Raw genomic sequence first — 13,644 nt, forward strand, 5'->3', positions numbered from 1 at the left:
GTCGATCACGGCGATGCCCGAGGAATCGTAGCCACGGTATTCAAGGCGCTTCAGACCCTCGATCAGTACCGGTACTACGTCGCGATCGGCGATCGCACCCACGATTCCACACATGTCACGCGTTTCCTTGAAGACGATTGCTGCATTCTAGCCTGCGTGTCCGGCTTCCCCCTCCTGTCCGCTTAATGAAAGTGTCCGGAAAGGTGTCTGCAGGGGGAAACTAGTCTAGTTCGTCCTGGAGGCCCTGTCCCCAGCTGGTCTATCCACCAAGCGTTTGACCTCATTCATCACAATGGTCAGCCCCTCATGCCAATCCGGGAGAGGAATGCCCAAATCCTGCTGCAGCTTGCGATTGTCAAGTACCGACCAGGCCGGACGCTTGGCCGGGGTCGGATACTCGGAGCTGGGAATCGCCTCGACCGTCGGCACCTTGGCCAACACGCCGGTGGCCAACGCTTCGGCGAAGATCGCTTCGGCGAACCCATGCCAGCTGGTCTGGCCGCTGGCGGTCAGGTGCCAGGTACCCGACAACTGCCCCGGATGCTGCAGCGCCTGCAAGGTGACATCAGCGATCAGCGCGGCCGGCGTCGGCGTGCCGACCTGGTCGGCCACCACCCGCAACGCATCGCGCTCGGCGCCCACGCGCAGCATGGTGCGCAGGAAGTTCGCGCCGTGCGAGGCATACACCCACGCCGTGCGGAAAATCAGATGGCGGCCACCGGCCGCACGCACCGCGTCCTCGCCATCGCGCTTGCTGGTGCCATACACGCCCAGCGGTGCGGTCGGCTCGTCCTCGCGGTAGGGCGCACTGCCCTGACCATCGAACACGTAGTCGGTCGAATAGTGTACGAACGGCACGCCGTGGGCCGCGCACCAGCGCGCGATTACGCCCGGCGCCTGCGCGTTAGCGGCGAAGGCGGCATCAACGTCCTGTTCTGCGCGGTCAACGGCGGTGTAAGCGGCCGCATTAACCACCAGCGACGGCTGCACGCGGTCCAGCAATGCAGGCAGGCCGTCGGGCTGGCCGAAATCGGCCGTTTCACAGGCACTGCCGTCCGGCAGCTTGCCGCTGCGGGTGGTCGCGACCACCTTGCCCAGCGGTGCCAGCGCGCGCAGCAGCTCCTGGCCAACCTGGCCGTTGCCACCAAACACCAGCACGGTCATGGCACGTAGACCGGCAGGCGGTCTTCAGCGATGTCCTTCAGGAACGGCGCGTTCTCGTCCTTGGCCGACAACGTCGGGACACTGACCGGCCAGTCCACGGCGATGTCCGCATCGTTCCAGCGCACGCCGGCATCGAATTCCTTGAGGTACACCTCCGTGCACAGATAGCTGAACACCGCTCGCTCGGACAGCACGGCGAAACCGTGGGCGAAGCCCTCTGGAATCCAGAACTGCTTCTTGTTCTCCGCGCTCAGCACCACCGCTTCCCACTGGCCGAAGGTCGGCGAGCCGCGACGGATGTCCACGGCCACGTCATAGACCTCGCCTTCCAGCACGCTGACCAGCTTGCCCTGCGGTCGCGGCCACTGGTAATGCAGGCCGCGCAGCACGCCCTGCGCAGAGGTGGAGACGTTGCTCTGCACGAAACGGTCCGGCAGGCCCAGCGCGGCGAAGCGCTCGGCGTTCCAGGTTTCGAAGAAATAACCGCGGGCATCGCCGAACACCGCCGGCTCGATCACCACGCAGCCGGGCAACCGGGTTTCAATCACTTTCATGGAACGACTCCACGCACGGCGAGCTTATGCAGGTATTCACCGTAGCTGTTCTTGATCAACGGCGCGGCCAGCGCTTCCAATTGTCCAGCGTTGATCCAACCCTTGCCGAACGCGATTTCCTCGGGGCAGCAGACCTGCAGGCCCTGACGGGTCTGGATCGTCTCGATGAAGTTGGATGCTTCCAGCAGCGACTGATGCGTACCGGTATCCAGCCACGCATAGCCACGGCCGAGCGCCTCCAGGTGCAGGTCGCCTTCGGCCAGGTAACGCTTGTTGAGATCGGTGATCTCCAGTTCGCCACGCGGTGACGGCTTCAATTCGGCCGCGTAATCGCAGGCCTTGCCGTCATAGAAGTACAGGCCGGTCACCGCATAGTTGGAGCGCGGCTTTTCCGGCTTCTCCACCAGATCGATCACCTTGCCGCTCTGGTCGAACTCGGCCACGCCATAGCGCTCCGGGTCATTGACCCAGTAACCGAACACCGTGGAGCCTTCCACGCGCTCATCGGCGCGCTTGAGCACGTCGCGCAGGCCGTGGCCGTGGAAGATGTTGTCGCCCAGCACCAGGCAGCTCGGCTTGCCGGCCACGAAGTCGCGGCCGATCAGGTAGGCCTGGGCCAGGCCATCCGGACTCGGCTGCACCGCGTACTGGATGTCCATGCCCCACTGCGAGCCGTCGCCCAGCAGCTGTTGGAACAGCGCCTGCTCGTGTGGGGTGTTGATGATCAGCACCTCGCGGATGCCCGCCAGCATCAGCACGCTGAGCGGGTAGTAGATCATCGGCTTGTCGTACACCGGCAGCAGCTGCTTGCTGACGCCCTTGGTGATCGGATACAGCCGGGTGCCGGAGCCACCGGCGAGGATGATGCCTTTACGCTGCGTCATGTCGTCTCCAGGGTTCAGGCCGCAGTGCCGATGCGCTGCAGACGGTAGCTGCCGTCCAGCACGCCGTTGACCCAGTCCTGGTTGTCCAGATACCAGTCGACGGTAAAGGCGATGCCCTGCTCGAAGGTGTAGGCCGGTTCCCAGCCCAGATCGTTCTTCAGCTTGGACGCATCGATCGCATAGCGACGGTCATGGCCGGGGCGGTCAGTGACATAGGTGATCTGGCTGCTGCGCGGCTGGCCATCCGCACGCGGGCGGCGCTGGTCCAGCAGGGCGCAGATCGCCTGCACCACTTCGATGTTCTGCTTTTCCGAATTGCCGCCGACGTTGTAGGTCTCGCCGACCTGGCCCTTGGCCAGCACTGTGCGGATCGCTTCGCAGTGGTCGGACACGAACAGCCAGTCGCGCACCTGCTTGCCATCGCCGTACACCGGCAGCGGCTCGCCGGCCAGCGCCTTGGCGATCACCAGCGGAATGAGCTTCTCCGGGAAGTGATACGGGCCGTAGTTGTTGGAACAGTTGGTGGTCAGCACCGGCAGCCCGTAGGTGTGGTGGAAGGCGCGGACCAGATGGTCCGAAGCGGCCTTCGACGCCGAATAAGGGGAATTCGGGGCATACGGCGTGGTTTCGCTGAACTTGCCGGTCTCGCCCAAGGTGCCGTACACCTCGTCGGTCGACACATGCAGGAAGCGGAAGGCCGCGCCCTGCTCGGCCGGCAGCGCCTTCCAGTAATCACGCACGGCTTCCAGCAGGCCCAGGGTGCCCACCACATTGGTCTGGATGAACGCCCCCGGGCCATCGATGGAACGGTCGACGTGGCTCTCAGCAGCGAAGTTGAGCACCGCGTCCGGCTGGTGTTCGGCCAGCAGGCGGGTCACCAGGGCACTGTCGCCGATGTCGCCCTGCACGAACACGTGGTTCGGGTTGCCGTCCAAGCTGGACAGGGTCTTCAGGTTGCCGGCATAGGTCAGAGCATCGAGATTGACGACCTTGATGCCACGGGCGACCGCTTCGAGAACGAAGTTGCCGCCGATGAATCCGGCACCGCCGGTGACAAGCCATGTGGACACTACCTGATCTCCTGTTGATCAATCATGTGGGTCGCAGCAGCAACCTGATTCAGCTCGACAGGATACATCGGGGCCACTTTCACGACTGCCTTCACACTGTGAACGAAGCACAGCACTCCGAAAGTTCTTGCGGCACTGCAACACAACCATACGCATTCGCATGGTCCCCTCAAGCCAGCTAGAATCAGGATCCCACCCCCGAACCGGTTGCTGTTGCAGGACCGGACGTTCTCTCCGTTATTGAAGGACCCCGTACCAGATGAAAATCCTCGTCGCGTACAAGCGCGTGGTGGACTACAACGTCCGCATTCAGGTCAAGCCGGACGGTTCCGGCGTGGTCACCGACGGCGTCAAGCTGTCCCCCAACCCCTTCGACGAAATCGCTCTGGAAGAAGCCCTGCGCCTGCGCGACAAGGGCATCGCCAGCGAAGTGGTGGTCGCCACCATCGCCCCGGCAGATGCCCAGGCGCATCTGCGCAATGGCCTGGCCATGGGCGCCAACCGCGCGGTCCATGTGGTCACCGACCAGGCCATCCAGCCGCTGACCGCCGCCCGCACCCTGCTCAAGCTGATCGAGAAGGAACAGCCGGACCTGGTGATCCTGGGCAAGCAGGCCATCGACGACGACGCCAACCAGACCGGCCAGATGCTGGCCACGCTGTGGGGCCGTCCGCAGGCGACCTTCGCCAGCAAGCTGGACATTGCCGACGGCAAGGCCACCGTGATCCGCGAAGTCGACGCCGGCCTGGAAACCCTGGAAGTGGACCTGCCGGCGGTGGTCACCACCGACCTGCGCCTGAACGAGCCGCGCTTCATCAAGCTGCCGGACATCATGAAGGCCAAGGCCAAGCCGCTGGAGACCCTGCAGCTGGCCGACCTCGGCGTTGAAGCCGCCGACACCTTCAAGACCACCCAGTACGCCGCACCGTCCAAGCGCAGCAAGGGTGTGATGGTCAAGGACGCGGCCGAACTGGTGGCCGCACTCAAGCAGAAGGGGCTGCTGTAATGAGCAAGATTCTCGTCATCGCCGAACACCACGACGGCAAGCTCAACGCCGCCACCGCCAAGACTGTCAGCGCCGCCGCCGCCATCAGCGGTGCCAGCATCGATGTCGTGGTGCTGGCCGCCGATCCGGCCGCCGTCGCCGCCGAGGCCGCGAAGATCACCGGCGTCGCCAAGGTCCTGACCGTGGCCAACGCTGCCAACGCGCAGCCCATCGCGCAGGTGCTGGCGCCGCAGATCGCGCAGCTGGCCAAGGGCTACACCCACGTGTTCGGCCCATCGACCACCTTCGGCAAGGACCTGATGCCGTGCGTGGCCGCCCTGCTCGGCGTCAACCAGGTCTCCGACCTGATGACCGTCGAAGGCAGCCACACCTTCAAGCGCCCGATCTATGCCGGCAACGCGATCATCACCGTGGAAGCCCCGGCCGACCAGATCGTGGTCGCCACCGTGCGTGCCGCCTCGTGGCCGGAAGCGGCCCAGGGCGGCAGCGCCGCCATCGAAGCAGCCAGCGTCGATGCTGTCCTGCCGACCCACACCCGCTTCGTCGGCCTCGCCGCTGGTGCCAGCGACCGCCCGGACCTGCAGAGCGCCAAGCGCGTGGTCTCCGGTGGCCGCGGCGTCGGTTCGGAAGAGAACTTCAAGGTCATCTTCCAGCTGGCCGACAAGCTCGGTGCCGCCGTCGGTGCCTCGCGCGCCGCGGTCGATGCCGGCTACGTCCCCAGCGACCTGCAGGTCGGCCAGACCGGCAAGATCATCGCGCCGGAACTGTACGTGGCGGTCGGCATCAGTGGTGCCATCCAGCACCTGACCGGCATCAAGGATGCCGGCACGATCGTGGCGATCAACAAGGACGGCGATGCGCCGATCTTCGAGATTGCCGATATCGGCCTGGTGGGGGATCTGTTTACGATCCTGCCGGAGCTGGAAAAGGCGTTGTAAGGCGCTCTGGACCGGAGCGGGTCCAGATCTACCCGAGGGGGCGTCCAAACAGACGCCCCCCCCCTTCATTTCTGGATCCGGTGACCCTCGCCAATGAGCGGACGCTTCTTTAGATTCCTGATTTCCGGCGGCACCGCGGCCGCCGTGGAGTACCTCGTCTTCCTTTTGATCCAACTGTCTCTGGGGGAGCGTTGGCTCATCCTGAGCCAGACCCTGAGCTTTGGCTGCGGCTTTGTCGCAAGCTTCCTGCTCAACCGCAGCTGGGTCTTTCGCAGCAGCGGCGCAATGAAGGCAGAACTGCTAAAGTATGGCGCAATCGCCGCATTCAACCTCGTGGCGGGCAATGCGGCGATGCTGCTGCTGACCGGCCCTGCCGATCTGGATCAGTACATCTCAAAGTTGCTGGTGATGGGGTGTATCGCCGGCTGGAACTATCTGATTTTCTCGAAGCTGATTTTCAAGCAGCAGACCGGCAAGGCGTGATCACATGTCACTCGAATATTCCAATGTCGCTGTAGTGATCCCTGCCTACAATGAAGGAAGCGCGATCAAGGACACCATTCACGCGATTCCTGGTAACTTCCCCAAGATAATCGTGATCGATGATGGGAGCCGGGACGATACGCATGAGCGTGTCCGCGAAACCCGAGCGACCCTGATCCGCCACCCGATCAACCTCGGGCAGGGTGCTGGTCTGCAGACCGGCATCGACGCGGCGTTGCTGGATCCTGCGATCGAATACATCGTCACTTTCGATGCCGATGGCCAGCACCGGATCGAGGATGTTGAAAGAATGCTGGCCTATGCGGCACAGCACAAGGTGCAGATCGTGATGGGTTCCCGCTTCCTGGGCAAGGCCGTCAACATGCCGCGGATGAAGCGCGTCATCCTGAAGGCCGCTGTCTGGTTTTCCAATGTAACGTCAGGCGTACACCTCACCGATACGCACAATGGCCTCCGCGTCATCCATCGCTCGGCGGCGGAACGGCTAAAGCTGGAACTTCCTGACTTCTCGCACGCTTCAGAGATCGTCGAGCGGATTGGGCAACAGCACTTCAGCTATGCGGAAGTGCCGGTCACGATCATCTACAGCGAGTACTCCCGCAGCAAGGGCCAGTCGATGATCAATGCAATCAACATTGCCTTTGATGCAATCCTGAGAAAGGTGATCAAGTAACCATGCTCATTCGATTTCTGCTGATCGCCTCAACGCTGACCATCGCCTGGTATTTCCTTACCTCGCGCGGCACTAGCCGGTCCAACGCATTCAAGAAAGTACTGTTGGTGGGCTTTGTCGCCGCGGCAATCGTTGCCATTCTGATACCTGAAGCGCTTACGCAACTGGCGAATTTTGTGGGTGTCGGACGCGGCACCGATCTTCTGGTCTATGTACTGGTCCAGGTCGTCGCGTTCCAGATGTTCAATACCTACGCAAAAGACAAGCAGAACCAGCGACAGATCGTTCATCTGGCGCGCCGCATTGCAATTCTGGAATCCATGACTGCGACGGCGCCCGCGGCAATCAGTGGCGGTGCCACTCCGGCTGATGGCGAACAGAAGCACTGACGGAGCTGCAGCCAGATCGATCCGGCGGCCTTATCCACTGAAAGGAATTGGAGGACAACGTTGAGAAGCAGGATTCTGGTGACCGGAGGGGCAGGCTACATCGGCTCCCATACGGCAATCGCGCTGCTGGCTGCAGGCTACGAAGTTGTCATCCTCGACAACTTCAGCAACAGTGAGCGCTGGATACCTACACGAATCGCAGAGCTGTCCGGCTCCAGCTTTGAATCGGTGGAGCTGGACCTGTGCGACAAGGCCGCTACGCTGGAGTGCCTGCAGCGAATCAAGCCCGATGGCGTCATTCACTTCGCAGCGCTGAAATCCGTTGGCGAGAGTTTTATTCGGCCACTCCACTATTATCAGAACAATCTCTCAGGCACCCTGAATCTGCTGGATGCCATGTTGCAGGTGGGCTGCAAGAACCTGGTGTTCAGCTCGTCAGCTACTGTCTATGGCTATCCTGAGCATTGCCCGATCGGGGAAGATGCTCCACTTTCTGCCATCAATCCCTACGGGCGAACCAAGCTGATGATGGAGCAGGCCATCCAGGACATCAGCGCGGCGAATCCGGAATTCAATACCGCCCTGCTCCGCTATTTCAACCCGGCAGGTGCGCACCCCAGTGGTCTCCTCGGCGAGTTGCCGCGGGGCACACCCAACAACCTGGTTCCATTCGTGGCTCAGGTCGCTGCTGGGCTGCGTGAACGGGTGCAGGTGTTCGGTGGAAATTATCCCACTGTCGATGGAACCGGAGTACGCGACTACATCCATGTCATGGATCTGGCTGACGCACATGTGCACGCGCTGGCCTACCTTTTGCAGCGCAAGCAGGATCTGCTAGTGAACCTGGGCACCGGGCGCGGATACTCGGTACTGGAGATCATCGCTGCATTCGCGCGCGCGAGCGGAAAGCCGATTCCGTACGACATCGTGGATCAACGCCCCGGAGATGCCGCTGAATGCTATGCCGATCCATCCCTTGCTACGGAATTGCTGGGTTGGCATGCCTCTCGCGATCTTGACCTGATCTGCGTGGATACCTGGCGCTGGCAGCAGCATCTCGAACAACACTGAATCTTCCGGCAGCGCCCCTAATCCGGACTTCCAATATGCATGTCACCATGCCTGCCCGTGTAATCGGGCTGCCGCAGGCTTCCGTCGTCGCAGGACTACTAGCCGCTGCCGCGGCAGTATCCATCATCTCCCGCGTGCCCGGGTCCGAGCTTCTGGGCTTCTGGCAGACGTTGAGTGTGGCGGGCCTTTGCGCGGCGGGTCTCTGGTACGTTCTTGTGCCTGTGGCACGCCGGCTGGTTGTCTGGCAGACAAGCCTCGGGCGACGTGGGCGCTGGCTGTCCATCGTGCTGGCTCTTCTGTCTGGAATGATCTGGCTGTATGCCTTACCAGTCGGACCGGCGCCTGCCGGCGTGGCCGATGTGACGGTGAGTGTGCTTGATGGTAGCAATGAGCATGCACAGGGCCGGGAAGTCTGGCTGCGCCTAGAGCGCGATGGCGTCGATGTGCCTTCGGCGGATCTGAAGCAGACCGGCGACTGGCTCGACAAGGCGCCGTTCCTAGTCGCCGCCAATCCACCGGGCCAAGCCTCCGTACACTGGCATGGATCCTATACCAACAGACTTCGCCTGGTGTTCATTTCGCATGCCTGGTCTGGGCGTGCCCGAGTTGCGTGGAATGGCAACCACAAGGACTTGGACCTGTATAGCGCGGAAGGCAGCAGTGCCACCGTCGATCTGGCAGGCATGGTCACCACCAACGGCTATCTTGCCTTCCCTGAACGCAATGGCCGCCAGTGGTTCACTGCGGCGTGCGATGCGCTTGTACTGGGTGCGCTGACCCTATTCGTCTTTGGATGGCTTGCAATGCGACACTGCATGGAAGCCGAGGCTGCGTCACATGGCGCGCTGGCGAGCCTGCAACGCCAGACGATGATGCTTGCCATGCCCATAGTGCTGACGAGCCTCTTTGCGCTTTTCATCTTCTATCCGGGTCTGATGACCTCAGACTCACTGGATCAATGGCGCCAGGCAGGCCATTTCGCATTCAATGATGCCCACCCGCTACTGTATGGCCTGTTCATGGTGGCCATGCGCTTCGTCTGGGATAGTCCCGCTTCTGTAGCGCTTGTGCAGCTGCTTCTCTTCTCCGCAAGTTGCGGCTGGTTACTGGCCAGCCTGCAGCGCCTGACAGGCACCTCGAACCGAGTTGTCTGGGCATCGGCGTGGCTTGTTGCTCTGTATCCACTGCTGCCGATTACTGCGGTGACGCTGTGGAAGGATGTGCCATACGCCACCGCTGTGATTGCACTGACCGCCTTCCTCATGACTTCGCTGTCCCACCGTAATGCGCAGCGAATCAGCGCAGGCGGTGCCGCTGGCCTCTGCCTGATCATGTTCTGCGCGATGACCCTACGCCACAACGGCCCGCCGGTTGCCTTCGCCGCCGCGCTGGCGCTGTTCTTCCTCGCCAAGAAATCCCGCTTTCGCGTGGTGCTGGCACTGGTCGGCGCCATCGTATTGATGGCTCTACTGAAGGGACCGGTATCGAGCGTAGTCGGCATTGATCGCAAACCGGTGAGCTACATTCTGTATTCGCACCACATTGCTGCGCATCTGGCTGCCCATCACCTGCCCGAAGATCCTCAGGAAAGAGCACTGCTGCGACAGCTCAACCACAAGCAGCCCGACTGGGCGTACAACTGCGCAACGGTCAATCCTGTGATCTTCAACCCGGATTTCGATGCACATCAGGCCATGCAGCACAATGATGACCTGCTCCGGATCTGGTTGGCGCTTGCGACGAAACGGCCCGACATCGAGTATGCCCACGGTCTATGCTCGAGTGGACTGATCTGGCGCGTGATCGATTCGGACATCGACCCCCTGTATCTTGCAAGCCTTGGGCTATGGGCACCGCACGGTAAAGTGACGTGGATTACCGGCGAGGCAGGCGCCCCCTCAGCGGAATCCAAATCGCCACAACTGGCCGAGTTCATAGGCCAGATGGTGTTGATGCCGGGCATGCAGGCTGTGTTTCGGCCGGCACTCTTCATGTATGCGCTCATCTTCGCCTGTGGCGTAGCGATGTACCGCCTCAATGACCGATCGATGGCTCTGTTGTTGTTCCTGCCCGCAGTGCATACCGCCTTCTTGTCCATTTCGATCGTGGCACAGGATGCACGGTACCAGCTGCCCTTGTACGCGATCACCCTGGCTGCGGTTCCGTTACTTCTTTTCGCCCGCAGGGCGACTACCCAGCAGCCCGCCGATGCAAACCCGCGTTCCCGCCCGGCATGAGTTGGTATAAGACAGCCAATGCCAGCGGTCTGGCAGCAGGTGTGGTTCTGTCGGCCGCGTGGCTGCCGGCATCGGCGCGCTTCCTGAGCCTGGCTACAGCGCCTGCAGTGATGGTGTTCATACTTGCCAGCGTGCTGTCTGGCTGGTTGATGGCCGCCGTCCTGCGGCGTACGCACCCGATATGGAGCCGTGTAAGAATCGGCGCGCGGATAGGCTGGATCACCAGCTGCATCTTTGCCGGCTGGCTGCTGACCTGGATGATTCCATTCGACCCGGCACCAGCAACAACGCTGCAGGTGGAGATCGAGTCCCTCGGTAAGGGCACCCCCGAATCCAAGGGATCGGAAGTCTGGGTCCGCCTCATAGCTGATGGCCGTGATGCCCGGCTGCGCGACGTCGAGGCGGGCCCAAGCTGGACTGCGGCTAATGGCTACCTTATCTCTCCGATCAACAGCCCACCGGACAAGATCCACTGGAACGGCCATTATTCCAGCGACGTCTACGTGGAGTTCTTCACCCACCCCTGGTCTGGGCAGGCAACCCTGCGCTGGGCCGGCAAAGAGCAGCACTACAACCTCTACAGCCCCACTGGTGGCGAAATCCGGGTTCGCCTGGCCGGAGCTGTCCCCAATCCACACTTCCTGACGCTTCCCACGCGGACGCCCTTGCAGTATCTGGTGCAGGCCTGCCAGTCCGTGACTCTCGGCCTGCTGCTGTTGGCCGGCTTCGGGCTGGCATCGCGTTGGCCATCGCCCTGGCAATCAGCACGGAACGACGAAGCGCAACCGTCATTGGGCCGGGAAGTCTTGATCGCAGCACTGCCATTGCTGCTTGTCGGCAGCATCCTGCTGGTATTGTTCCTCCCCGCCATCCTGACCACCGACTCATTGAACCAGTGGGCGCAGGCGGCAAGCGGGAGTTTCGATGACGCCCATCCGGTTCTGTATGCGTTCTACCTATGGTTCATCCAGCAGATCCTGCCCAGCCCCACCCTTGCAGCCTGGCTGCAGCTGGCCGTTCTGGCGCTGGCATCCGGATGGTTGGCGACTGTTGTCCGCCGCGCCTGCAACGCGCCGCGCTGGACATCGACGGCCGGCGGCCTGCTGCTGGCTGCGTATCCAGTGACGGCGTTGTCATCCATAACACTGTGGAAAGACGTTCCGTATGCAACCAGCGTGGTCGCGCTGACCGCCTTTGTCATTGGCAATACCTTCCTCGACCGACCAAGCCTGCGCAAGTGGTACAACTGCCTGGCGTTGGTGCTGCTCGCTGCCTGCTGCATGGCGCTGCGGCACAACGGGCCTCCCGTAGCGGTCGCGGCCTTCTTGATCCTCCTGCTGCGGCCCGGTACCCGCATGCGTGTGCTGGCCTGCTTGCTGCTGGCTGCCAGCCTCATGTGGGGCATCAAGGGCCCGTTGGCCGACAGCCTGGGCACGCATCGCAGCAGTGCGGCTTACATGGCATACACCCACCACCTGTCCGCGCATCTGGCAGCAGGGCAGAATCCGGAGTCTGCCGAGGACAACGCGATACTTGAAGCCGTCGACAGCGGAGCCAGCGACTGGCGATATCGCTGCTCGATGGTGAATACGACCATCTTCAATGATCATTATGATATTCCGACGGCCGTGAAGCATCAGGATGACCTGTTCCGGATCTGGCTCGGCATGGCCCTGAAACGGCCGGATATCGAACTTGACCACGTGCTTTGTGCCAGCGGAATGGTCTGGCGCTACCGGACCTCGGGGCCACTGTATCTCTATGTCTTCGGCTTCGAGATCGGCGAAGAGCAGAATCTGCAATGGGTGCAGCCGGGGCTGAGCGGACCGCCGCAAGCATCCGTGCTGCCGAACGCGACCAACTGGATGGGCAAGACCCTGTTGAAGCCGCAGCTGGGACGCCTTTGGCGCCCCGCTCCTTTCCTGATCGCGCTGTGCCTGCTGACCGTAGTTGCGTGGAGGCGCACCGGTGATCGGCGCATACTGCTTGTGCCGATGCTGGTGCTGGTTCATAGCGCGATCCTGATGGTGGCGATCATTGCCCAGGACGCGCGCTATCAGCTTCCCCTCTACATGGTGTGCCTGATCGTCGCGCCAGCGCTCGCGCTGGCACGGCGGCAACCGCATCACATTCCGTTGGCCGCCGGGCGCGCCGCCGGATAGCGCAGCAGGAGGCGATGCAATGCATGACGCGGCATCGCCGCCGTATCATGCGAAAGGAAGGCCAGCAACAGCTGTACCCCAAGAACCAATGGCAACGCTGCCAGCATGATGGTGCCGAGCGGGGTAATGAGGCCACCTTCCACTGAACCGATCCAGTGATACAGGCCGAACGCCACGCCAAAAACGATCATCGGCACGGCAACCAGAAGCTCGAACGAGGCAATGTTCATGTCTCGCAGAAAGTAGCCGTAGATGATTCGCTTGCTGGTATTGCGTACGTGCTTGGCGAGGAACTCGCCAACGATCTTCGATACCTTCAAGCCGCTTATTTCGTCGCCGTAGCGGGCGTCCATCGGCACGTCGAGCACCTTTGCCCTCATCACATTGAGCCGGAACAGGATGTCGCTCTCGAAGAAGTATCGCGAGCTGATCGAGTCGTAAGGCAAGCGACGCGCAACTTCAGCATGGATGGCGGTATAGCCGTTGGTGGGATCGAACAGGTCCCAGTACCCGGTCGATGCCTTTGCCATGAACGACAATCCAAGGTTGCCAATCCGCCGCAGCAGGGGCATCGACTTGATCTCGCGCAGATCGAAGAACCGATTGCCCTTGGTGTAATCAGCATCAGCCCCGAGGATCGGCGACACAAATGCTTCGATCAATGCCGGGTCCATCTGGCCATCGCCGTCGAGCTTGACGATGACCGTCGCGCCGTCTGCCACAGCGCGGCGGTAGCCATGCATGACGGCACCGCCTACTCCGGTATTCACGCGGTTACGCAGCACGACCACACGAGGATCGCTGCAGCTCCGTTCGATCAGATCGCCACTGCCATCAGGGCAGGCATCATCAACACAGTAGATGCGATCGACCTCGGGACCGATTTCAGCCAGCAACACCAGGATCTGGCGGGTCACCTTGTAGCATGGGATCACCACTGCTATGCCTCTATCCCACTCCATCGCCTTTCTCCAGCAACAATGATGCATGTG

13 protein-coding genes are annotated in these 13,644 nt (G+C 61.9%); 8 read left to right on the plus strand and 5 right to left on the minus strand.

Annotated elements, in window-relative coordinates:
* Positions 1-225 precede the first annotated feature (225 nt).
* The 4 genes from rfbD to rfbB are packed head-to-tail and all read right to left on the minus strand — an operon-like array spanning position 226 to position 3,672.
* Positions 226-1,164, minus strand: coding sequence for a dTDP-4-dehydrorhamnose reductase (rfbD, locus tag AC5P5V_RS17020; RefSeq protein ID WP_180885642.1), 939 nt, complete (start codon positions 1,162-1,164; stop codon positions 226-228).
* Positions 1,161-1,718 (minus strand): dTDP-4-dehydrorhamnose 3,5-epimerase, encoded by a 558-nt coding sequence (gene rfbC / locus AC5P5V_RS17025; protein WP_088496883.1) that lies wholly within the window; start codon positions 1,716-1,718, stop codon positions 1,161-1,163. Before rfbC ends, rfbD begins: the two co-directional genes overlap by 4 nt.
* Positions 1,715-2,602, minus strand: coding sequence for a glucose-1-phosphate thymidylyltransferase RfbA (gene rfbA / locus AC5P5V_RS17030; RefSeq protein ID WP_180885640.1), 888 nt, complete (start codon positions 2,600-2,602; stop codon positions 1,715-1,717). Before rfbA ends, rfbC begins: the two co-directional genes overlap by 4 nt.
* A gap of 14 nt (positions 2,603-2,616) precedes the next feature.
* The gene (gene rfbB / locus AC5P5V_RS17035) at positions 2,617-3,672 is read right to left on the minus strand and encodes a dTDP-glucose 4,6-dehydratase (RefSeq protein WP_180885638.1); all 1,056 of its coding nucleotides are present in this window, start codon (positions 3,670-3,672) and stop codon (positions 2,617-2,619) included.
* A gap of 259 nt (positions 3,673-3,931) precedes the next feature.
* Between rfbB and AC5P5V_RS17040 the strand changes: the two genes are divergently transcribed.
* The 8 genes from AC5P5V_RS17040 to AC5P5V_RS17075 all read left to right on the plus strand — a co-directional run bounded on the left by AC5P5V_RS17040 (position 3,932) and on the right by AC5P5V_RS17075 (position 12,652).
* Positions 3,932-4,678: an electron transfer flavoprotein subunit beta/FixA family protein gene (locus tag AC5P5V_RS17040; protein WP_069139440.1), complete on the plus strand. Its 747-nt coding sequence runs from the start codon at positions 3,932-3,934 to the stop codon at positions 4,676-4,678.
* Positions 4,678-5,616: an electron transfer flavoprotein subunit alpha/FixB family protein gene (locus AC5P5V_RS17045; RefSeq protein WP_180885636.1), complete on the plus strand. Its 939-nt coding sequence runs from the start codon at positions 4,678-4,680 to the stop codon at positions 5,614-5,616. Before AC5P5V_RS17040 ends, AC5P5V_RS17045 begins: the two co-directional genes overlap by 1 nt.
* 93 nt (positions 5,617-5,709) lie before the next feature.
* Positions 5,710-6,099 (plus strand): GtrA family protein, encoded by a 390-nt coding sequence (locus tag AC5P5V_RS17050; protein ID WP_088496879.1) that lies wholly within the window; start codon positions 5,710-5,712, stop codon positions 6,097-6,099.
* 4 nt (positions 6,100-6,103) lie between these two features.
* Entirely contained in the window at positions 6,104-6,793 is a 690-nt protein-coding gene (locus AC5P5V_RS17055) for a glycosyltransferase family 2 protein (protein WP_088496878.1), read from the plus strand.
* A gap of 2 nt (positions 6,794-6,795) precedes the next feature.
* A complete protein-coding gene (locus AC5P5V_RS17060) occupies positions 6,796-7,182 on the plus strand; it encodes a DUF2304 domain-containing protein (RefSeq protein ID WP_088496877.1) in 387 nt (128 codons plus the stop codon).
* A gap of 75 nt (positions 7,183-7,257) precedes the next feature.
* Positions 7,258-8,253: a UDP-glucose 4-epimerase GalE gene (gene galE, locus AC5P5V_RS17065; RefSeq protein WP_231352741.1), complete on the plus strand. Its 996-nt coding sequence runs from the start codon at positions 7,258-7,260 to the stop codon at positions 8,251-8,253.
* A 35-nt stretch (positions 8,254-8,288) separates the two neighbouring features.
* Positions 8,289-10,490 (plus strand): hypothetical protein, encoded by a 2,202-nt coding sequence (locus tag AC5P5V_RS17070; protein ID WP_180885634.1) that lies wholly within the window; start codon positions 8,289-8,291, stop codon positions 10,488-10,490.
* Complete coding sequence (locus AC5P5V_RS17075) at positions 10,487-12,652, plus strand: hypothetical protein (RefSeq protein ID WP_180885632.1); 2,166 nt, start codon at positions 10,487-10,489, stop codon at positions 12,650-12,652. Before AC5P5V_RS17070 ends, AC5P5V_RS17075 begins: the two co-directional genes overlap by 4 nt.
* On the opposite strand, the gene AC5P5V_RS17080 is transcribed toward AC5P5V_RS17075, so the two are convergent.
* Entirely contained in the window at positions 12,616-13,641 is a 1,026-nt protein-coding gene (locus tag AC5P5V_RS17080; protein ID WP_321573376.1) for a glycosyltransferase, read from the minus strand. The genes AC5P5V_RS17075 and AC5P5V_RS17080 overlap by 37 nt on opposite strands.
* Between the last annotated feature and the right edge of the window lie 3 nt (positions 13,642-13,644).

The organism is Stenotrophomonas sp. YJH_SMC_130, from assembly GCF_059369035.1.

Coding starts and splice junctions, on each gene's coding strand:
- rfbD (WP_180885642.1), bottom strand. CDS start 1,164: ATGACCGTGCTGGTGTTTGGTGGCAACGGCCAGGTTGGCCAGGAGCTG.
- rfbC (WP_088496883.1), bottom strand. CDS start 1,718: ATGAAAGTGATTGAAACCCGGTTGCCCGGCTGCGTGGTGATCGAGCCG.
- rfbA (WP_180885640.1), bottom strand. CDS start 2,602: ATGACGCAGCGTAAAGGCATCATCCTCGCCGGTGGCTCCGGCACCCGG.
- AC5P5V_RS17040 (WP_069139440.1), top strand. CDS start 3,932: ATGAAAATCCTCGTCGCGTACAAGCGCGTGGTGGACTACAACGTCCGC.
- AC5P5V_RS17045 (WP_180885636.1), top strand. CDS start 4,678: ATGAGCAAGATTCTCGTCATCGCCGAACACCACGACGGCAAGCTCAAC.
- AC5P5V_RS17050 (WP_088496879.1), top strand. CDS start 5,710: ATGAGCGGACGCTTCTTTAGATTCCTGATTTCCGGCGGCACCGCGGCC.
- AC5P5V_RS17055 (WP_088496878.1), top strand. CDS start 6,104: ATGTCACTCGAATATTCCAATGTCGCTGTAGTGATCCCTGCCTACAAT.
- AC5P5V_RS17060 (WP_088496877.1), top strand. CDS start 6,796: ATGCTCATTCGATTTCTGCTGATCGCCTCAACGCTGACCATCGCCTGG.
- AC5P5V_RS17070 (WP_180885634.1), top strand. CDS start 8,289: ATGCATGTCACCATGCCTGCCCGTGTAATCGGGCTGCCGCAGGCTTCC.
- AC5P5V_RS17075 (WP_180885632.1), top strand. CDS start 10,487: ATGAGTTGGTATAAGACAGCCAATGCCAGCGGTCTGGCAGCAGGTGTG.
- AC5P5V_RS17080 (WP_321573376.1), bottom strand. CDS start 13,641: ATGCATCATTGTTGCTGGAGAAAGGCGATGGAGTGGGATAGAGGCATA.